Origin of the sequence: Nocardioides xinjiangensis, from assembly GCF_017916455.1 — a bacterium.
Lineage (GTDB): Bacteria > Actinomycetota > Actinomycetes > Propionibacteriales > Nocardioidaceae > Nocardioides > Nocardioides xinjiangensis.
In genome coordinates this window covers 375151-393631 of the sequence record NZ_JAFMSY010000001.1, presented here as the reverse complement: position 1 = coordinate 393631, position 18481 = coordinate 375151, and the positions used below count along the sequence as shown (strand labels likewise).

Below are 18481 nucleotides of genomic sequence, written 5' to 3'. Positions count from 1 at the left end.
CCATGAGTGAACCCATCATCTCCGCTGTCGAGACCGTCATCGACAACGGCACGTTCGGCCAGCGCACGGTCAAGTTCGAGACCGGCCTGCTGGCCCGCCAGGCGGCCGGCGCCGTCACGGCGTACCTCGACGACGAGACCATGCTGCTCTCGGCGACCACCGCCTCCAAGCAGCCGAAGGACCACTTCGACTTCTTCCCGCTGACGATCGACGTCGAGGAGCGGATGTACGCCGTGGGCCAGATCCCCGGCTCGTTCTTCCGCTCCGAGGGCCGCCCTGGTGAGGACGCGATCCTCACCTGCCGCCTCATCGACCGTCCGCTGCGCCCGACCTTCAAGAAGGGCCTGCGCAACGAGGTCCAGGTCGTCATCACCGTGCTGGCGCTCGACGCCAACATGCCCTACGACGTGCTGGCCATCAACGCCGCGTCGATGTCGACCCAGCTCTCCGGCCTGCCGTTCTCCGGCCCGGTCGGCGGCGTTCGCGTCGCTCTGATCGACGGCCAGTGGGTCGCGTTCCCCACCCACCAGCAGCTCGAGTCGGCCGTGTTCGACATGGTCGTCGCCGGCCGCGTCACCGAGACCGGCGACGTCGCGATCATGATGGTCGAGGCGGAGGCCACCGAGGAGACCATCGCGCTGGTCCAGGGCGGCGCCCAGGCGCCGACGGAGGAGGTCGTGGCCGGTGGCCTCGACGCCGCCAAGCCCTTCATCAAGCAGCTGTGCGAGGCGCAGTCGCAGCTCGCCGCCGAGGCCGCCAAGCCGGTCGAGGAGTTCCCGATCTTCCTCGACTACGAGGACGACGTGTACGCCGCCGTCGAGGCCGCCGTGCGCGACGACCTCGCCGCCGCGATGACCATCGCCGGCAAGGAGGAGCGCAACGACCGCACCGACGAGCTCAAGGCGCAGGTGCTCGAGCAGCTCGCCGGCCAGTTCGAGGGCCGCGAGAAGGAGATCGGCGCGGCGTTCCGCTCGGTCAACAAGAACCTCGTGCGCGAGCGCGTCCTGCGCGACAAGGTCCGCATCGACGGCCGCGGCCTCGCGGACATCCGTCCGCTGCACGCCGAGGTCAACGTGATCCCGCGCGTCCACGGCTCCGCGCTGTTCGAGCGCGGCGAGACCCAGATCCTGGGCGTCACCACCCTCGACATGCTCAAGATGGAGCAGCAGCTCGACACCCTCTCCCCGGAGAAGTCGCGCCGCTACATGCACAAGTACGTCTTCCCGCCGTTCTCCACCGGTGAGACCGGCCGCGTGGGCTCGCCCAAGCGTCGCGAGATCGGCCACGGCGCGCTCGCCCGCCGCGCGCTCCTGCCCGTGCTGCCCTCGCGCGAGGAGTTCCCCTACGCGATCCGCCAGCTCTCCGAGGCCATGGGCTCCAACGGCTCGACCTCCATGGGCTCGGTCTGCGCCTCGACCCTCTCGCTGCTGCAGGCCGGCGTGCCGCTCAAGGCGCCCGTCGCGGGCATCGCGATGGGCCTGATCTCGGGCGAGGTCGACGGTGAGACGCAGTACGTCGCGCTGACCGACATCCTCGGCGCCGAGGACGCGTTCGGCGACATGGACTTCAAGGTCGCCGGCACCCGCGAGTTCGTCACCGCCCTCCAGCTCGACACCAAGCTCGACGGCATCCCGGCCGAGGTCCTGGCCGCCGCGCTGACCCAGGCCCGCGACGCGCGCCTGGCGATCCTCGACGTGATGGGAGAGGCGATCGACGCGCCGGAGGAGATGTCCGTCCACGCGCCGCGCATCATCACCATCCGGGTCCCGGTCGACAAGATCGGCGAGGTGATCGGTCCCAAGGGCAAGGTCATCAACCAGATCCAGGACGACACGGGCGCGACGCTGTCCATCGAGGACGACGGCACCGTCTACATCGGTGCCACCAACGGGGAGGCCGCCGAGGCCGCCAAGGCCGCGGTCAACGCGATCGCCAACCCGACCATGCCCGAGGTCGGCGAGCGCTACCTCGGCACCGTGGTGAAGACGACCAACTTCGGCGCCTTCGTGTCGCTGCTCCCGGGCAAGGACGGCCTGCTGCACATCAGCAAGCTCCGCTCCCTCGCCGGCGGCAAGCGTGTCGAGGCGGTCGAGGACGTCCTGGCCGTGGGCCAGAAGGTCCAGGTCCAGATCGCCGAGATCGACGACCGCGGCAAGCTCTCGCTGGTCCCCGTCGTGGACGAGGCCGAGGGCGGCGCCGAGGAGCCGGCCGAGGCGGGCTCCAACGCGAGCCCGGAGGCCGCCGAGGCCGAGTGACCTGATCGGTCACTGATTCACACCGAGCTCCACACCCACGACCGGTCGGCGGCCCTCGCCGGCCGGTCGTGGCGCTCCACCGCAGCGCCACCGGCTGCACCCCGCTCCACCCCCCGTGCTCCACCCGGAAGGACCCCCGTGCACACCAACGGCACCACCCGCACCCTCCACACCGTCAAGGACGCCGAGGGCGCGGTGACCTCGCGCGTACGCCGCACCGTCCTGCCCAGCGGCCTGAGGATCGTCACCGAGCAGATGGCCGGCACCCGCTCGGCCAGCATCGGCGTGTGGGTCAACGTGGGCTCGCGCGACGAGACCCCCACGCTGCACGGCTGCTCGCACTTCCTCGAGCACCTGCTGTTCAAGGGCACCGCCGAGCGGACCGCGATGGACATCTCGGTGGCGCTCGACGCGGTCGGCGGCGAGTTCAACGCCTTCACCACCAAGGAGTACACCGTCTTCCACGCGCGCGTCCTCGACGAGGACCTCGCCACCGCGGTGGACGTGCTCGGCGACATGGTGACCGCGTCCACGCTGAGCGAGGCCGACGTCGAGGCCGAGCGCGACGTCATCCTCGACGAGATCGCCATGCACGACGACGACCCCGACGACGTGGTGCACAACCTCTTCGCCGCCCAGGCGTGGGGCGACACCCCGCTCGGCCGCCCGATCGCCGGCACCGAGGCCTCGATCTCCGCGATGACCCGGGCACAGATCCACCGCTTCTACCGACGCCACTACCGCGCCGACAACATGGTCGTGTCGGTCGCCGGCAACGTCGACCACGCGAGCGTCGTACGCCAGGTCAAGCGGGCGTTCGGCCGCAGCGGCTTCCTCGACGGCGAGGCCGAGCCGACGCTGTCGCAGCAGTCCGAGCAGGCCCGCAAGGTGCACCCCGGCACCTCGCGCACGGTCCGCCCGCAGGAGCAGGTCAACCTCGTCGTCGGGGTCAAGGGCCTCACCCGCACCGACCCTCGGCGCTACACCCTCGGCGTGCTCAACACCGCGCTCGGTGGCGGCACTTCGTCGCGCATGTTCCAGGAGGTGCGCGAGCTGCGCGGGCTGGCGTACTCGGTCTACTCCTTCGCCACCCACCACGCCGACGCCGGCGTGGTCGGGGTGTCCGTGGGCTGCCTGCCCGGCAAGTACGACGCCGTGCTGGAGACGGTGCGCGGCGAGCTCGCCAAGGTCGCGGCCGAGGGGCTGACCGAGGAGGAGGTCGAGCGCGGCAAGGGCCAGCTCAAGGGCGGCCTCGTGCTGGGCCTCGAGGACTCCGGGTCGCGGATGTCGCGCATCGGCAAGGCCGAGCTGGTCCACGACGAGCTGCTGACGATCGACGAGGTGGTGGCCCGGATCGAGGCGGTCACCGCGGAGGACGTCAGCGCCCTGGCGCGTGAGCTCTTCAGCCAGCCCGAGCTGCTCGCCGTGGTGGGCCCCGAGCGGTGAGCCTCAGCGCTTGGCGATGAGGCCGATGACCGGGGGAGCCTTCTGCTCCACCACGCTCACCCGGAAGCCGCCGCGGAGCAGGTTCTCCGACGCCTTCTTGACGATGTTGGGCACCAGCTCGGGGCGCGCCGCCTCGTAGAAGAGGTACACCGCGCCGCCCGGCACGACCCGCTCGTGGAGCAGGGCGATCTCGTCGTCGCAGTCGCGGACCCAGAACAGGTTCACGTTGAAGGCGAAGACCTTGGTGAGCCGCTTGACCGGCACCCGCAGCGTGGCGAGGTCGATCTGGCGCACGACGAGACGCCCGGCGTCGACGTGCTTCTGGTTGCGGCGCTTGGTCCGGTCGACGCCGGACTCGGACCGGTCGATCGCGAACAGCTTGCCGGTCTCGAGCTTGCTGCAGATCGCCTCAGCGCCGGCGCCGGGACCGCACCCGATCTCGAGGATCTGGTCGTTCGGCTGCACGTCCATGAGGTCGACGGCCCACTTGATGCGCGGCGGGATGGTCGGGCTGGGCATGGCGCACAGCCTGCCAGACGGTGGAACACGAGTCAGCCACCGCCACTCTGCGGAAGCGCGCAGCGATAGGTTGGCCCGGTGAGCACTGGAGTCGCGCGCATCAAGGTCGGGGTCCTCGGAGCACGCGGCAAGGTGGGCTCGGCGGTCTGCCGGGCCGTCGAGGAGGCCGCCGACACCGAGCTGGTGGCCGCGGTGGACGCCGGCGACGACGTCGCCGAGCTCGCCCGCGCCGGCGCGGACGTGGTGGTGGACTTCACCCACCCCGACGTGGTCATGGACAACCTCAGGTTCTGCGTCGAGCACGGCATCCACGCGGTCGTCGGGACGACGGGCTTCGACCAGCCCCGCCTCGACCGGCTCGAGGCCTGGCTGGCTGACGCCCCGGGCGTCGGCGTGCTCATCGCCCCGAACTTCTCGATCGGCGCCATCTTGATGATGCGCTTCGCCGCGCAGGCAGCGCCGTTCTTCGAGTCGGTCGAGGTCGTCGAGCTGCACCACCCCGACAAGGCCGACGCCCCGTCCGGCACCGCACGGCGCACGGCCGAGCTCGTCGCCGCCGCCCGCCGCGAGGCCGGCTGCCCCCCGATGCCGGACGCCACGTCGACCGCCCTCCCGGGTGCCCGCGGCGCCGACGTCGACGGCGTACGCGTGCACGGCCTGCGGGTCCGCGGCCTGGTGGCGCACCAGGAGGTCGTGCTCGGCACGCCGGGGGAGACGCTCACCATCCGCCACGACTCGCTCGACCGCGTCTCGTTCACCCCCGGCGTGCTGGCGGGGGTGCGCGCGATCGGGGAGCACCCCGGGCTCACGGTCGGGCTGGACGCCTTCCTCGACCTCGGCTGAGCGCGGGCGGAGGGCGTCAGAGCAGGCGCGCCACGGCCGCGACGACCGACGCCCCGACCACGACGACCAGGAACGGCATCCGGAGCAGGAGCGCCACCACGGCGAAGCCGAGGCCGAGGGCGCGGGCGTCGACGGTGAGCGAAGTGCCCGCGGAGAAGGCCTGGACCGCCACGAGCGCGGCGAGGAGCGCGACCGGGATGAGGTCGGCCACCCGCTCGACCGTCGGGTGGTGCAGCACCCGCTCCGGCAGGGACAGCCCCGCGAGCTTGAGCAGGTAGCAGCCGACGCAGGCGAGCAGCACCGCGGTCCACATCAGCGGTGACCGCCCGCCGCCGAGTCCTCGCGTCCCGCGTCGTCCGCCGGGGCGCCGTCCGCCGGAGCGCCCTCCGCCGGGGCGCCGTCCGCCGGGGCGCCGGTGCGGTCCGGGCGCCTCGCCAGGACCCCGACGAGGAGCGCCACGCCGCCGGCGGCCAGCACCGGCACGCCGGGAGCGGTGAGCGGCACCATCGACAGTGCCACAGCCGCGGCCAGGATCGCGACGAGCACGTTGCGCCGGCTCGCGAGGCGGGGCCACAGCAGGGCGAGGAACGCCGCCCCGACGGCCGCGTCCAGGCCGAAGGTCCGCGGGTCGCCGACGGCCTCGCCGGCCAGCGCGCCGGCGACGGTGGCGAGGTTCCAGAGCACGAAGACCGACCACCCGGTCGTGAGGAACCCCAGGCGCGCAGCCTCGGTCGTACCGCGGTTGACCGACATGGCCGTCGACTCGTCGATGAGCACGTGGGCCGCCGCCAGGCGGCGCCACCCGCGCCATGCGAGCAGCGGCGCCATCCGCAGCCCGTAGAGCGTGTTGCGGGTGCCGAGCAGCAGGGCGGTCGCCGCGCCCGACATCGGCGCGCCGCCCGCCGCGACCACGCCGGCGAGGGCGAACTGGCTCGCGCCGGTGAACATCAGCAGCGAGAGGACGCAGGTCTGCGCGACGCTCAGCCCGGAGGCCACCGACACGGCCCCGAAGCCGATCCCGTAGGCGCCGGTGGCGACACCGACGGCGAGGCCGTCGCGCACGATCCCCGAGCGCTCGTTCGGCGTCAGGGCGGCGTCGGTCACGCCCCGAGGCTAGGTCATCGGGCGGCTCGCCCCGCCGCCGGCTCCGGGCGCGTCCGGGACGGCCCGCGGCTGCGCGCTACAGGTGCCGGCGTCGGGCGCGCACGGTCCGCTCCCGGCGACGGTGGTCGTGGACGAGCGCGAACGCCGCGGCCGCGCCGGCCGCCGCACCGACCACGAGCCCCATGCCCACGTCGAGCGGGAACTCCGGCGCGGCGCCGAGCCAGAGGCCGATGCCGACGCACACGACGACGGCAGCGAGGACGAGGACGAACCTGTGCAGAGCGGGAAGCGGACCGAACACCTGGACCCCCCTGGTGGGCCGGCGGAGTAGCCGGACTTCCATGGTGCCTCCCAGCGCGGGAAATACAAGCAGCCCGAGCGGCGGTTCCACCGCGGGGCGGGCCGCGTCAGCCGATCGCGGTGTGGAGGCGGACCTGCTTGACGGTGGTGGTGCCGGACCCGTCGAGGTCGAGCTCGCGGTGGGCGGTGTCGGGCGCCCAGCCGGCGTCCGTGAGGAAGGTGCGCAGCGCGTCGTCGCCGGCGTTGACCCACGTCACGGCGCGGGTGAAGCGGTCGGCGGCGAGGGTGTCGACCGCCGCCTGGAGCAGCCGGGAGCCGTGTCCCTTCGCCCGCTCGTCGGGGTCGAGGGTCACCTCGGCGAGCTCGCCGTCGGCGACCGGGTCGCAGTCGGGGTCGGTCGCCGGCGAGGTCAGCGCGAAGCCGACGACCCGGTTGCGCTCGAGGGCGACCAGCACGCGGTTGCGCGCGTCGGCCGGTCGGGTGAGCGCCCGGCGCCACTGGGCGGCCACCGCGTCGGCGTCGGTGGGGAGCGCGTCGGCCGGCAGCACGCCGGCGTACAGCGCGGGCCAGGCCCGCACCTGCAGCGCCGCGATGGCCTCGGCGTCGTCGGCCCACGCCACCCGCACCGACACGTCGGCACCGGGACCCCCGCCGCCCGGGTGAGGGTGCGGGTGGCTCATCGGTAGGTCTCGGGGAGCTTCTCGCCGATCTTCACCTGCGCCTTGGGCAGGCGGAGGAACTTCATCTGCAGCGAGCGCATCGCGGCGTAGAGCGTGGTGCCCTTGGTGGGCTCGCCGGGGAAGCGGCGGGCCAGCTCGCGGCGCAGCCGGAAGCGGAGCATGACGATGTCGACCACGATCACCAGCAGGGTGGTGAACAGGACGGTGTTGCCGAGCTGCACCATGTCCCTGTTGCCGGAGTAGCCGAGCACCATCGACACGATCAGCAGCGGGACCATCAGCTCGATGAACGAGAAGCGCGAGTCGACGAAGTCGCGGATGAAGCGGCGCACCGGACCGCGGTCACGGCTGGGCAGGTAGCGGTCGTCGCCGGTCTTCATCGCCTCGCGCATGCTGCGCGAGGCCTCCCCGCGCGCCGCACGCTGGGCGGCCGCCTGCTCCTTGCGGGTCCGCGGCACCTTGGCCCGGGCCCGGGCCGCCGCCTCGGCCTCCTTGCGGGTCGGGGTGGGACGGCCCTTGCCGCCCGCCTTCTCGTAGGTGGTGGGGGTCTCCGGCTCGGAGCTGGTACGACGGAACACAGGAGCTGCCTTCACATGGTTCGGATGCTGGGGCCAGCCTATCGCCGCGCCGCTGCGGAGCGGCCTCACCGGATGCCCTACCTCCGGCTTGGGTTTGGTTCTAGGGTGAGGACGACGTCCCGGCACCGCAACACCGAGAGAGGGTTCCCACCCCGATGAGCCTCATGAAGCGCATCAGCCTGATCTTCCGCTCCAAGGCCAACAAGGCCCTGGACAAGGCGGAGGACCCCCGCGAGACCCTCGACTACAGCTACCAGCGCCAGCTCGAGCTCCTGTCGAAGGTGCGGCGCGGCGTCGCCGACGTCGCCACCAGCCGCAAGCGCGTGGAGCTGCAGGTCAACCAGCTGGAGCAGCAGGCCGCCAAGCTGCAGGGACAGGCCGAGAGGGCCATCGGTGCCGGTCGTGAGGACCTCGCCCGCGAGGCGCTGACGCGCAAGTCCGGGCTCTCGTCGCAGATCACGGCCCTCAAGGAGCAGCAGGCGACGCTCCAGGGCGAGGAGGAGAAGCTCGTCCTGGCCCAGCAGCGCCTCCAGGCCAAGGTGGAGGCCTTCCGCACCCGCAAGGAGACCATCAAGGCCACCTACACCGCCGCCGAGGCGCAGACGCGCATCGGCGAGGCGATGTCGGGCATCGGGGAGGAGATGGGCGACGTCGGCCTCGCGATCCAGCGGGCCGAGGACAAGACGGCGCAGATGCAGGCCCGCGGCCAGGCCATCGACGAGCTGATCGCCTCGGGCGCGCTCGACGACGCCTCCCAGCTCAACGCCGGCGACGACATCTCGCGTGAGCTCGACGCCCTGAGCTCGGGCTCTGACGTCGAGGCCGAGCTCGCCCGCCTCAAGGCCGCCAGCACCCCGCAGGCCATCGAGGCCTCCGACGGCGGCGACATCCTCGCCGCCGCGCCCGAGGCCGTGCGCGTCGAGGGCGAGAACGAGGGCGGCCGGGCATGATCGTCCGCATCCTCGGCGAGGGTCAGTACGACCTCGACGACCACGCGCTCGACGCCCTCAACGGGCTCGACAGCCAGATCGAGCACGCCATCGAGTCCGGTGACGAGGCCATGTTCCGCACGGCGCTGCACGGCCTGCTGTCCGCCGTGCGCTCCAGCGGGACCCACCACGCCCTCGACGCGCTCGACGAGTCCGACCTGATCCTGCCGCCGCCCGACGCGACGATCGACGAGGTGCGCGAGCTCCTGGGCGACGACGGCCTGATCCCCGGGTGAGGCGCACCACCAGGTGGCCACCTCGCGATTCATCAAGGACACCGGGCTCACCGCCCGGATGACCCTCACCATGTTCCTCCTCGGGGCACTGTTCGTCGGCCTCGTGGTGGCGCTGATCAACGTCGTCGGCAGCGGCTACGCCCCGGTCGTGGCGGTGGTCGCCATCGGCATCGCCTTCTGGCAGTGGTGGAGCTCCGACAAGGTCGCGATGCGGGCCATGCGCGCCCGCGAGGTGACGCCGGGAGAGGCGCCCGAGCTGCACGGCATGATCGACCGGCTGTGCGCCCTGGCTGACATGCCGAAGCCGCGCGTCGGCATCGCCGACATGTCGGTGCCCAACGCGTTCGCGACCGGCCGGTCGCCCGACCGCGCGGTGGTGTGCGTGACGACCGGCATCCTCCAGACGCTCGACGCCGAGGAGCTCGAGGCCGTGCTGGCGCACGAGCTGAGCCACGTCGCCCACCGTGACGTCCTGGTGATGACGGTGGCCTCCTCGGCCGGCATCGCCGCCGGGCTGATGATGCGCTTCGCGCAGTACGGCGCGATGGGGCGCTCGCGCAACAACAGCGCGCTGCCGGTCGTCCTCGTCTCGATCGTCGTCAGCCTCGTGGTGTACGCCGTCAGCTTCCTGCTGCTGCGCCTCCTGTCGCGCTACCGCGAGCTGAGCGCCGACCGCGCCGGCGCGTACCTGACCTACAAGCCGGGAGCGCTCGCGAGCGCCCTGCAGAAGATCAGCGGCGAGGCGGGCGTGACCCCGCAGCGCGACCTCCGGGCGGGCGCGGCCAGCGCGCTGTGCATCGTCCCGGCGTTCAGCGGCGGCCTGAGCGGCCTGGTGGCCACGCACCCGCCCCTCCAGCAGCGGCTCGAGCAGCTGGCTCGCATCCAGGCCGAGCTCAGCCGGCCGGCCGGCTGACGGTGGCGTGATGGGGCTCTGGGAGGCGATGCGCGCGCGGACGCGGCCCAAGCGCAACAACCTCGACGCGCTGTTCCACGTGCCGAGCGCGGCGATCACGCTCCAGACCGCGCTGGGCTTCGCGCCGACCGGCACCGGCTCGGTGTGCTACCGGTCCGCGACGGGCGCCGCGTTCGCGCAGACCCAGCAGGACGTCCTCGCGCTCATCCGCGACGACGCCGAGGCGCCGGAGGTGACGCTCAGCGAGGACGACTTCGGCTTCACGTGGCTGGTCGTGCAGGGCGACCCGGACGACGTGGCGGGGCTGTGCACCGACCTGCACGCGGTCAACACCACGCTCGAGCTCAACGGCTTCGAGTCCGGCCTGCTCTGCTCGATGGTGCCGTTCGCCAGCGCGTCCGGGCAGCGGTTCGGGCTCACGTACCTCTACAAGCAGGGCACCTTCTACCCGTTCGCCCCCAGCGGCGACCAGGCACGGGACACGCTCCTCGAGCTCTCCGTGAACGACCTGCTCGCCGAGGAGCTGCCCATGGAGCCCGATCCCCAGCGCTGGCTGGCCGTCTGGAAGGCGCCCGGTCTGTGAGCGACCTCCACCCCGACCCCCACGACCACCCCCACGACCACCCCCACGACCGCGACCGCGACACCGTCCGGCAGCGCGAGCGGGCGCTGGCGACGTACGACGTCCTGCGCGGGCCGCCGCGGCGCGAGCTCGACTCCCTGGTGGAGCTCGCCGCCCAGGTGGCCGGGGTCCCCTTCGCGGCCGTGAACCTCTTCAGCGGCGACACCCAGCACCAGGTCGCCACCTCGGGCTTCGAGGGACGCGACACCCCGATGCAGCAGTCGATGTGCCGCCACGTGGTCGAGTCGGGACGCCCGATCATCGTCGAGGACGCCGGCCTCGACGTCCGCTTCGCCGAGAACCCCTGGACCACGGGGGAGCTCGCCGACATCCGCTACTACGGCTCGCAGCCGCTGCGCACCCCCGACGGGGTCGTGATCGGCACGCTCTGCGTGTTCGACGACCAGGTGCACGAGGTGACCCCTGCGGCGGAGCGCGGGCTGGCGCAACTGGCCGACCGCGTCGTCGACGTGCTCGAGCTCGAGCTCGCGTCGCGGCGGCTCAGCGAGGTCAACGCCCGGCTCAGCACCGCCAACGAGCGGCTGGTCCACTTCGCCGGACAGGTCAGCCACGACCTGAAGAACCCGCTGACGTCGGTGTCACTGTCGCTGGAGTCACTCGAGCTCGAGGTCAGCGACCCCTTCCAGGTCGACACCGTCGCCCGGGCGCGCCGCGGCGTCGACCGGATGTCCGGCATGATCAGCAACCTGCTGGAGTTCGCCTCCCAGGGCGCCGCGCCCGGCGACGACGCGGTCGACCTCGAGGTCGAGCTCGGGGCGGCGCTCGACGACCTCGCCGGGCGCGTGTCGCGCGAAAGCGTGAGCCACGAGGCGCTGCCGACCGTCCGCGGGGACGCGGTCCAGCTCCGCTCGGTGCTGATGAACCTCGTCGACAACGCGGCGAAGTTCACCGTCGACGGCGAGGAGCCGCAGATCGAGGTCGGCGCCCGGGCCCTCGACGGGCACCACCGGCTGGAGGTGCGCGACCGGGGCCGGGGAGTGCCCGCCGACAAGCGCGAGCGGATCTTCGCGCCGCTCGCGCGCCTCGACAAGTCGGTCGACGGCACGGGCATCGGGCTGGCCACCTGCCGTCGGATCGTGGAGGCGCACGGCGGCTCGATGGGAGTCGACGAGCGGCCGGGCGGCGGCTCGGTCTTCTGGTTCGAGCTGCCGGCGGCCGCGGACTGACCGACCCGGTCAGGGCAGCCGCGCGAGCTTCATCTGCTGCGAGGCGTAGACGTTGCCGATGACGGTCCCGTCCAGCCACGCGGTGAGCCGTTCCGCCTCGTGCTCGAGCGCGGTGCGAGCCTCGGTCCCGACGTCCTCGAGCAGGGAGAGCCGGACCGTGCCTGCCTCGTCCTGCACCCAGCACCCGACGATGCGGCCGTCCCACCACGCAGTGGTGCCGGCGTTGCCGTTGGTGTCGAACAGGAAGGGGACGTGGGCGGGGTCGAGGTGGAACGCGCGGGCCTTCCAGCCCATGACGGTGGGGTCGAGGGTCGGCAGCAGCGCGGCCCAGGGCTCGACCGGCCCCGTGTCCTCGGTGTCGCCCGGGAGCACCCAGCCGGTGGTGCCGTCGCCGAGGGTCACCTCCACCGCCTCGACGTCGGCCAGGGCCCGAGTGACGGCGGTCTTGGTCGAGCCGAGCCACCACTGGACGTCCGCGGCCGTGCCGGGACCGAACGTCGCGAGCCAGCCGCGGACCAGCTCGGCGTAGCCGGCCGCCTCGTCGAGCGCGTCGGGCACCGCGCCCAGCCAGTCCTCGGTGCGGGTCCACGTCGGCTTGTTCACCCGCCAGTGGCCGGCGTTGCGACCGCGTACGACCGCGCCCTGCAGGCCGAGCTGGGTGAGGACCCACGGTGCGACCGGGACCGCACGGTCCCACGGCTTGCCGGTGTCGCCGCCGACCTTCCCGGCCAGCTCGGGCACCGTGGCGCGGAGCTCCGCCGTGGTCGCCGGGCCGGCCGCCAGCCGCTCGAGGGTGGCCGCGCACGCCCGGTCCAGCCAGGCGGCGCCGTCGTCCGCGATGCCGGCTGCCACGATCGCCTTGGCGATGCGCCTGCGCTCCGCGGCCGCCACCCGCGCGGACGCGCTGCCCCAGGCGGCGGGGAGCAGCTCACGCGGGAACACGAAGAGGGTGCGCCGCATGGCCAGCTGCCGCACCACCGTGCGCGCGTCGTGGAGGGCGACGTCCACGTCGGCGGGCGTGAGGCCCTTGGATCGCGCCGCGACGGCCAGGTGCACCGAGGCGTACTCGGTGGAGTGCAGCGCGGTCATGGCGTGGGTGACCGCCTCGACGGAGTCCAACCGGTGGGCGGGCGCCAGGCCGTGGCGTACGCCGATGCGGCGGCGCCGCTCGGTGTCGCCGATGCGTGGACGTGTGGTCACCGCGCCCCCCGCCGGCTCAGGCGCGGTGCGAGCGGCCGGGCAGGGCGAGCATCCGCTGCAGCGCGACCAGGGCCTCGGCCTCGGTCTCGGGGTCGACGGTGACCTGGTTGACGACCGTGCCCGCGACCAGGCTCTCCAGCGCCCACACGAGGTGGGGCAGGTCGATGCGGTTCATCGTGGAGCAGTAGCAGACGTCGCGGTCGAGGAAGACGATCGTCTTGTCGGGGTGGGCGTCGGCGAGCCGCTTCACGAGGTTCAGCTCGGTGCCGACGGCCCACACGGTGCCCGGCGCGGCGGCCTCGATCGTCGTGATGATGAACTCGGTCGAGCCGACCAGGTCGGCCTTGAGCACGACCTCGTGCCGGCACTCGGGGTGCACCAGGACGTTGATGCCGGGGTGCGCCGCGCGCAGCTCGTCGACGACGTCCTCGGAGAAGCGGCCGTGCACCGAGCAGTGGCCCTTCCAGAGGATCATCCGGGCGCGCCGGAGCTCCTCGGGGCTGAGGCCGCCGCCGGGGAGCCGCGGGTCCCACACGACGCACTCGTCGAGGCCGATGCCCATCTGCAGGACGGCGGTGTTGCGCCCGAGGTGCTGGTCGGGGAGGAAGAGCACTTTCGCACCGGGCTTCTGCCCGAAGGCCCACTCGAGGGCCACGTCGGCGTTGGAGGAGGTGCAGACCACGCCGCCGTTGCGCCCGCAGAACGCCTTGATGTCGGCGCTGGAGTTCATGTAGGTCACCGGCACGACGGTGTCCTGCACGCCTGCGTCGGCGAGGGCGTCCCAGGCGTCCTCCACCTGCCGGAGCCGGGCCATGTCGGCCATCGAGCAGCCGGCCGCGAGGTCGGGGAGCACGACCCGCTGCGACGGCGAGGTGAGGATGTCGGCCGACTCGGCCATGAAGTGCACGCCGCAGAACACGATGAACTCGGCGTCCGGCCGGGCGGCGGCGTCCCGGGCGAGCTTGAAGGAGTCGCCGGTGACGTCGGCGAACTGGATCACCTCGTCGCGCTGGTAGTGGTGTCCCAGCACGAAGACCCGCTCGCCCAGCGCCTCCTTCGCCGCCCGGACGCGGGCGACCAGCGACGGGTCGGACGCCATCGGCAGGTCGCCGGGGCACTCCACGCCGCGCTCGGCGTCGAGGTCGCGGCCCTTGCCGAGCGGCAGGAGCGGCAGGTCGACGATGCTCATGCCGGTCATCCTAAGAGGGGTCGCTGACTCCCTCCCGGCGGTGGCAGGCTGTCGGACATGCAACGACGCGGAGATGTGCTCGCCCTGGTCCAGGCCGGCGGCCAGGGGTCGCGGATGGACGTGCTGACCCGCGAGCGAGCCAAGCCCGCGCTGCCCTACGGCGGGGTGCACCGCCTCGTCGACTTCGCGCTCTCGGGACTGGTGCACGCGGGGCTCGACGACGTGTGGGTGTCGCTGGAGTACCAGGTGACCTCCATCGACGACTACCTCTCCGGCGGCCGGCCCTGGAGCCTGGACCGCAACCGCGGCGGCTTCCGCCGCATCGTGCCGCAGACCGGCACCGGACCCGCGACCGAGAGCGGCTTCGCCCACGGCAACGGCGACCTGCTGCTGCGGATGTCGGCCGACCTCGAGTCCTTCGGTGCGCGCACGCTCGCGGTGTGCAGCGCGGACCACGTCTTCAACATGGACCTCGCCCCGGTGGTGGAGGAGCACGTCGCCGCGGGACGGGTGGCGACGGTGCTCACAAGCGAGGTGAGCAAGAAGGACGCCTCCGACAACGTCGTGGTGCTCGCCGGACCCGACGGCACGATCACGGGCGTGGAGAGCAAGCCCGCGCGTCCCTCGTCGGGGACCGTCGCCACGGAGATCTTCCTCTACGACACCGAGGCGCTGCTGGCGACGCTCTACGACCTGCGCAAGGAGCTGTCCGGGGAGCAGGACGACGGCGACAGCGGCATCGGCGACTTCGGCGAGCACCTGCTCCCGCGACTGGTGGAGACCGGGAAGGCCGTCGCCGTGCCGCTCACCGGCTACTGGCGAGACGTCGGCCAGCCCAGCCTCTACCTGCAGTCGCACCGCGACCTGCTGTCCGGCGCCGTCGACGTCTTCGACCACCCGGGCCGCCCGGTGATCTCGCACTGGCCCGACCGTCCGGCGGCCCGGGTGCGGGCGTCGGGGGAGTGCCGCGACGCGCTCCTCTCGCCGGGGGCGGACGTGGCAGGTCTGGTGGTGGGCAGCGTCCTGGGCCCGGGTGTGGTCGTCGAGAAGGGGGCCGAGGTCCACGACAGCATCGTGATGGAGGACTGCGTGATCAGGGCGGGCGCCGTGGTGCGGACGTCCGTGGTCGACGAGCGCTGCGAGGTGGTGGCACGCGCCCGGGTGGGCGGCGAGCCGTCGGGCCGGGTCGTCCGCGACGAGGACCTCGTCCTCGTGGGCCGCGACTCGACCGTGTCGGGGGAGGTGGCCGCAGGCGCACGGCTCGAGCCCGGCTCGGACGCCTGACCCTCAGAGCAGCGAGCCGTGGTGCAGGTAGGGCGCCGGGGGCTTCATCCGCCGCAGGCACAGGTAGCCGCTCGTGTGGATCGCCATCCGGGCCTCGAGCCCCACGTCGAGCGCCCAGGCGTTGGCCGCGGTGATGTGGTGCACCGACACCTGCGTGCCGGGAGCGGAGGAGGCCAGCGCCTCCCACATCAGCCTGGCGGCCGTGCGCCTGTTGGTGGCCGCCAGCAGGACGGGCGCCCCGTCGTCGTCCACGTAGGCGTAGCCGGAGCCGGTGGTGTGGTCGGTGACGACCAGCCGGAACTGGTCGAGCAGCAGCAGGTGGTCGCCCAGGTGGGCGGCGCCGCGGGTGCGCCGGTCGATGCTGTCCATGAGGTCGACGTCGCCGGCCGAGCCGCCGCGGACCCGCTCGACGACCGGGATCGCGCTGCGGTCGACGACGCCGGTCACCAGCATCTGCGGGTGCAGGTCGAAGCCGGCGAGCCGGTAGCGGCGCACGGCGCCGGGGTCGGCGCTCGCCGCGAACATGCCGCGCAGGCAGCCCCGCCCGTGGTGCAGGGCCGCCGACATCAGCTGGGCGCCGATCCCGCGGCCCTGGTGCTCGGGTCGGACGGCGAACGAGGCGAGGATCCACATCAGCTCGCGCACCCGCGACACCGCACCGCCGACCACCTCGCCCTCGACCTCGGCGACCCAGCAGCCGCCCGGGTCGGTCACGAGCGCCCGGCTGGTGCGGCGGATCCAGTGCCCGTTGCGGGCGGCGGGACGGCGTACGGGGTCGGGCCAGGATCGCTGGTAGGTCCGGGCGTCGACCTCGTAGTAGCTCGTCGCGGTGATCTCGGCGAGGGCCTCCACGTCCTCCTGGCGCATCGGCCGGACGACGGCAGCGCTCATGACACGTGTGCGGCGTAGCGCCTGAGCAGGTCGTCCCAGTGGGTGTACCTCGCCCGGACGTCCTCGCTGCCGTCGGCCCAGCCGCCGTGCTCGAGGTGGACGAGCGTGCCGCCGGCGTGCTCGGTGAACGTGACGTCGAGCCTCGTCGGCGCCTCCTCCGCGTGCCCGAGCCAGAACTCCTGGGTGTAGCGACCGATCGGGTCCCACTCCAGGACCCGGCCCCAGACGTACTGCTCGTCGCCGTGCACGGACGCCACCGGGCCGTCGGGGTCGATGGCGATGCCGGTGAACGTGGCGCCGTCGGGGCTCAGCATCGGGTCCCACCACTCGCCCATCTGGGCGGTGAAGCCGACGAAGGCCTCGGTCGGGGTCACCGGCACGGTGACCTCCGCGACGATGGGCGGCAGGGTCATGCCCCCAGCATGCCCCACGCGAGCACTGCAAGGATGCAGCCATGCGCGTGCTGATCGCCCCGGACGAGTTCGCCGGCACCCTGTCCGCGGTGCAGGCGGCCGAGGCCATCGCCGCCGGCTGGCGTCGGCAGGCGCCCCACGACGAGCTCGACCTGGCGCCCATGGCCGACGGGGGGGCCGGCTTCGTCGAGGTGCTCCACGCCGCGCTCGGCGGCGAGCTCGCCGCGGTGACCGTGTCGGGCCCGCACGGCGCGCCCGTGCCTGCCGTGGTGCTGCGCGTCGGCGAGACGGCGTACGTCGAGAGCGCGCAGGCCGCCGGGCTGCACCTGGTGTCCGGCCCCGTCGGGACGGCGTCGAGCCGAGGTGTCGGCGAGCTGGTGCTCGACGCGGTGCGGAGCGGGGCGACGACGGTCGTGGTGGGTCTCGGCGGCTCGGGGACCAACGACGGCGGCGCGGGGGTGCTCTCGGCCCTGGGTGCCGTCGCCGACGGCGACCTCGACGGGGGGCCCGCCGCCCTCGCCTCGGTGACCACGGTCGACCTCACGGCGGCGCGCTCGCGGCTCGAGGGCGTCACGCTGGTCGCGGCGAGCGACGTCGAGAACCCGCTCACCGGGCTGTTCGGCACCACGAAGACCTTCGGGCCGCAGAAGGGCATCGCGGAGGACCGGGTCGCGGAGGTCGACGGCTGGCTCGAGTCGTTCGCTGCGGCCACGGACCGGCGTACGTCCCTCGAGAAGGGTGCCGGCGCCGGAGGCGGGATCGGCTATGCGCTGCTGGCGCTGGGCGGGACCCGCGCGCCGGGCATCGGCCTGGTCGCCGACGCCGTCTCCCTGGCGGCCCGCGCCGGCCGGGCGGACCTCGTCGTGACCGGCGAGGGCGCCTTCGACTTCTCCAGCCGTGCCGGCAAGGTGCCCTACGGCGTGGCCTCGATCGCCTCCGAGGCGCTGCGCCCGTGCATCGCGCTGGCCGGGCAGGTCCTCGTGGGCGCGCGCGAGATGCGCGCCCTCGGGATCGAGTCGGCGTACTCCCTCGTCGAGCTGGTGGGGGAGGAGCGCGCGATGTGCGCCCCCGCCGAGGCGCTGGCCGACCTCGCGGCGCGGGTGGCGCGCACGTGGTCGCGCTGACACGAGTGTCGGCTGGCCCGGCTGGCGCCGTGCTGCGCCGCTTCACGCTGCAGCGGATCCGGGGACTGCGTCGCCGGCTCCTCGGCGCTGACACGGGTGTCGGCTGGCCCGGCTGGCGCCGTGCTGCGCCGCTTCACACTGCAGCGGATCCGGCGACTGCGTCGCCGGCTCCGACACGAGTGTCGGCTGGCCCGGCTGACGCCGTGCTGCGCCGCTTCACGCTGCAGCGGATCCGGCGACTGCGTCGCCGGCTCCTCGCAGCGTTCGGGAATAACCCGCGGTGTGCGACCATTGACGCAAGCAGTACCCCGAGACTTCCTGGAGTGATGAGATGACCGAGCAGGTCGAGACCACCGAGCGCCGCACCGACCAGATCAACCTCTCCGCCGTCGCCGCCAGCAAGGTGAAGAGCCTCCTGGAGCAGGAGGGTCGCGACGACCTGGCCCTGCGCATCTCCGTGCAGCCGGGCGGCTGCTCGGGCCTGCGCTACCAGCTGTTCTTCGACGAGCGCACGCTCGACGGCGACGTCACCACCGACTTCGACGGCGTGACCGTGGTGGTCGACCGGATGAGCGTCCCCTACCTCAACGGCGCCGAGATCGACTTCGTCGACACCATCGAGAAGCAGGGCTTCACGATCGACAACCCCAACGCGACCGGCTCCTGCGCCTGCGGCGACAGCTTCCACTGAGCCGTCCCGCACCCCGC

21 protein-coding genes are annotated in these 18481 nt (G+C 73.1%); 11 read left to right on the top strand and 10 right to left on the bottom strand.

Going from position 1 to position 18481, the window contains the following annotated elements; all coding sequences use genetic code 11:
• Positions 1–2: 2 nt before the first annotated feature.
• The gene (locus tag J3P38_RS01910) at positions 3–2255 is read left to right on the top strand and encodes a polyribonucleotide nucleotidyltransferase (protein ID WP_210502510.1); all 2253 of its coding nucleotides are present in this window, start codon (positions 3–5) and stop codon (positions 2253–2255) included.
• A 138-nt stretch (positions 2256–2393) separates the two neighbouring features.
• Positions 2394–3701: a M16 family metallopeptidase gene (locus J3P38_RS01905; protein ID WP_210502509.1), complete on the top strand. Its 1308-nt coding sequence runs from the start codon at positions 2394–2396 to the stop codon at positions 3699–3701.
• 3 nt (positions 3702–3704) lie between these two features.
• Here J3P38_RS01905 and J3P38_RS01900 read toward each other — a convergent pair whose 3' ends face one another.
• The gene (locus tag J3P38_RS01900; RefSeq protein WP_210438185.1) at positions 3705–4220 is read right to left on the bottom strand and encodes a class I SAM-dependent methyltransferase; all 516 of its coding nucleotides are present in this window, start codon (positions 4218–4220) and stop codon (positions 3705–3707) included.
• Positions 4221–4319: 99 nt separating this feature from the next.
• Here J3P38_RS01900 and dapB point away from each other — a divergent pair, with 99 nt between their 5' ends.
• Complete coding sequence (dapB, locus tag J3P38_RS01895; RefSeq protein WP_210503583.1) at positions 4320–5063, top strand: 4-hydroxy-tetrahydrodipicolinate reductase; 744 nt, start codon at positions 4320–4322, stop codon at positions 5061–5063.
• 16 nt (positions 5064–5079) lie between these two features.
• Here the strand turns inward: dapB and J3P38_RS01890 are convergent, their stop codons facing one another.
• From J3P38_RS01890 to J3P38_RS01870, 5 genes are all read right to left on the bottom strand, one after another.
• On the bottom strand, positions 5080–5376 hold the full coding sequence (locus J3P38_RS01890; protein ID WP_246849852.1) for an AzlD domain-containing protein: 297 nt from the start codon (positions 5374–5376) through the stop codon (positions 5080–5082).
• Positions 5376–6167 (bottom strand): AzlC family ABC transporter permease, encoded by a 792-nt coding sequence (locus tag J3P38_RS01885; protein ID WP_210502508.1) that lies wholly within the window; start codon positions 6165–6167, stop codon positions 5376–5378. Before J3P38_RS01885 ends, J3P38_RS01890 begins: the two co-directional genes overlap by 1 nt.
• Positions 6168–6243: 76 nt before the next feature.
• The gene (locus J3P38_RS01880) at positions 6244–6468 is read right to left on the bottom strand and encodes a hypothetical protein (RefSeq protein WP_210438183.1); all 225 of its coding nucleotides are present in this window, start codon (positions 6466–6468) and stop codon (positions 6244–6246) included.
• 106 nt (positions 6469–6574) lie between these two features.
• Positions 6575–7147, bottom strand: coding sequence for a GNAT family N-acetyltransferase (locus tag J3P38_RS01875; protein WP_210438182.1), 573 nt, complete (start codon positions 7145–7147; stop codon positions 6575–6577).
• Complete coding sequence (locus J3P38_RS01870; RefSeq protein ID WP_210438181.1) at positions 7144–7725, bottom strand: DUF3043 domain-containing protein; 582 nt, start codon at positions 7723–7725, stop codon at positions 7144–7146. Before J3P38_RS01870 ends, J3P38_RS01875 begins: the two co-directional genes overlap by 4 nt.
• Positions 7726–7880: 155 nt before the next feature.
• On the opposite strand from J3P38_RS01870, the gene J3P38_RS01865 reads away from it, so the two are divergent.
• The 5 genes from J3P38_RS01865 to J3P38_RS01845 are packed head-to-tail and all read left to right on the top strand — an operon-like array spanning position 7881 to position 11672.
• Complete coding sequence (locus J3P38_RS01865) at positions 7881–8675, top strand: PspA/IM30 family protein (protein ID WP_210438180.1); 795 nt, start codon at positions 7881–7883, stop codon at positions 8673–8675.
• Complete coding sequence (pspAA, locus tag J3P38_RS01860) at positions 8672–8950, top strand: PspA-associated protein PspAA (protein WP_210438179.1); 279 nt, start codon at positions 8672–8674, stop codon at positions 8948–8950. Before J3P38_RS01865 ends, pspAA begins: the two co-directional genes overlap by 4 nt.
• A gap of 13 nt (positions 8951–8963) precedes the next feature.
• A complete protein-coding gene (htpX, locus tag J3P38_RS01855; protein ID WP_210438178.1) occupies positions 8964–9863 on the top strand; it encodes a zinc metalloprotease HtpX in 900 nt (299 codons plus the stop codon).
• 10 nt (positions 9864–9873) lie between these two features.
• On the top strand, positions 9874–10446 hold the full coding sequence (pspAB, locus tag J3P38_RS01850) for a PspA-associated protein PspAB (RefSeq protein WP_210438177.1): 573 nt from the start codon (positions 9874–9876) through the stop codon (positions 10444–10446).
• On the top strand, positions 10443–11672 hold the full coding sequence (locus tag J3P38_RS01845; RefSeq protein ID WP_210438176.1) for a sensor histidine kinase: 1230 nt from the start codon (positions 10443–10445) through the stop codon (positions 11670–11672). The genes pspAB and J3P38_RS01845 overlap by 4 nt, the downstream gene beginning before the upstream one ends.
• A gap of 9 nt (positions 11673–11681) precedes the next feature.
• Here J3P38_RS01845 and J3P38_RS01840 read toward each other — a convergent pair whose 3' ends face one another.
• Positions 11682–12872 carry a winged helix DNA-binding domain-containing protein gene (locus tag J3P38_RS01840; RefSeq protein WP_307807651.1) on the bottom strand — a complete coding sequence of 397 codons (1191 nt, stop codon included), beginning with the start codon at positions 12870–12872 and terminating at the stop codon, positions 11682–11684.
• Positions 12873–12888: 16 nt separating this feature from the next.
• Positions 12889–14061 (bottom strand): quinolinate synthase NadA, encoded by a 1173-nt coding sequence (nadA, locus tag J3P38_RS01835; RefSeq protein ID WP_210502507.1) that lies wholly within the window; start codon positions 14059–14061, stop codon positions 12889–12891.
• Positions 14062–14118: 57 nt separating this feature from the next.
• Here nadA and J3P38_RS01830 point away from each other — a divergent pair, with 57 nt between their 5' ends.
• The gene (locus J3P38_RS01830) at positions 14119–15345 is read left to right on the top strand and encodes a glucose-1-phosphate adenylyltransferase family protein (protein ID WP_210438174.1); all 1227 of its coding nucleotides are present in this window, start codon (positions 14119–14121) and stop codon (positions 15343–15345) included.
• Positions 15346–15348: 3 nt separating this feature from the next.
• On the opposite strand, the gene J3P38_RS01825 is transcribed toward J3P38_RS01830, so the two are convergent.
• Both J3P38_RS01825 and J3P38_RS01820 read right to left on the bottom strand, forming a co-directional pair.
• Positions 15349–16236 (bottom strand): GNAT family N-acetyltransferase, encoded by an 888-nt coding sequence (locus tag J3P38_RS01825; RefSeq protein ID WP_210438173.1) that lies wholly within the window; start codon positions 16234–16236, stop codon positions 15349–15351.
• Positions 16233–16649, bottom strand: coding sequence for an SRPBCC domain-containing protein (locus J3P38_RS01820; protein ID WP_210438172.1), 417 nt, complete (start codon positions 16647–16649; stop codon positions 16233–16235). Before J3P38_RS01820 ends, J3P38_RS01825 begins: the two co-directional genes overlap by 4 nt.
• Before the next feature lie 41 nt (positions 16650–16690).
• Between J3P38_RS01820 and J3P38_RS01815 the strand changes: the two genes are divergently transcribed.
• Both J3P38_RS01815 and erpA read left to right on the top strand, forming a co-directional pair.
• The gene (locus J3P38_RS01815) at positions 16691–17773 is read left to right on the top strand and encodes a glycerate kinase family protein (protein WP_210502506.1); all 1083 of its coding nucleotides are present in this window, start codon (positions 16691–16693) and stop codon (positions 17771–17773) included.
• A gap of 331 nt (positions 17774–18104) precedes the next feature.
• Entirely contained in the window at positions 18105–18464 is a 360-nt protein-coding gene (gene erpA / locus J3P38_RS01810) for an iron-sulfur cluster insertion protein ErpA (RefSeq protein WP_210438170.1), read from the top strand.
• Positions 18465–18481: the final 17 nt, after the last annotated feature.

What these genes read in the sequence shown, in the direction of transcription:
- pspAB (WP_210438177.1), top strand. Translation starts at nt 9,874, where the DNA reads ATGGGGCTCTGGGAGGCGATGCGCGCGCGGACGCGGCCCAAGCGCAAC.
- J3P38_RS01910 (WP_210502510.1), top strand. Translation starts at nt 3, where the DNA reads ATGAGTGAACCCATCATCTCCGCTGTCGAGACCGTCATCGACAACGGC.
- J3P38_RS01875 (WP_210438182.1), bottom strand. Translation starts at nt 7,147, where the DNA reads ATGAGCCACCCGCACCCTCACCCGGGCGGCGGGGGTCCCGGTGCCGAC.
- J3P38_RS01815 (WP_210502506.1), top strand. Translation starts at nt 16,691, where the DNA reads ATGCGCGTGCTGATCGCCCCGGACGAGTTCGCCGGCACCCTGTCCGCG.
- pspAA (WP_210438179.1), top strand. Translation starts at nt 8,672, where the DNA reads ATGATCGTCCGCATCCTCGGCGAGGGTCAGTACGACCTCGACGACCAC.
- J3P38_RS01865 (WP_210438180.1), top strand. Translation starts at nt 7,881, where the DNA reads ATGAGCCTCATGAAGCGCATCAGCCTGATCTTCCGCTCCAAGGCCAAC.
- J3P38_RS01825 (WP_210438173.1), bottom strand. Translation starts at nt 16,236, where the DNA reads ATGAGCGCTGCCGTCGTCCGGCCGATGCGCCAGGAGGACGTGGAGGCC.
- erpA (WP_210438170.1), top strand. Translation starts at nt 18,105, where the DNA reads ATGACCGAGCAGGTCGAGACCACCGAGCGCCGCACCGACCAGATCAAC.
- nadA (WP_210502507.1), bottom strand. Translation starts at nt 14,061, where the DNA reads ATGAGCATCGTCGACCTGCCGCTCCTGCCGCTCGGCAAGGGCCGCGAC.
- J3P38_RS01820 (WP_210438172.1), bottom strand. Translation starts at nt 16,649, where the DNA reads ATGACCCTGCCGCCCATCGTCGCGGAGGTCACCGTGCCGGTGACCCCG.
- J3P38_RS01890 (WP_246849852.1), bottom strand. Translation starts at nt 5,376, where the DNA reads ATGTGGACCGCGGTGCTGCTCGCCTGCGTCGGCTGCTACCTGCTCAAG.
- J3P38_RS01900 (WP_210438185.1), bottom strand. Translation starts at nt 4,220, where the DNA reads ATGCCCAGCCCGACCATCCCGCCGCGCATCAAGTGGGCCGTCGACCTC.
- J3P38_RS01830 (WP_210438174.1), top strand. Translation starts at nt 14,119, where the DNA reads ATGCAACGACGCGGAGATGTGCTCGCCCTGGTCCAGGCCGGCGGCCAG.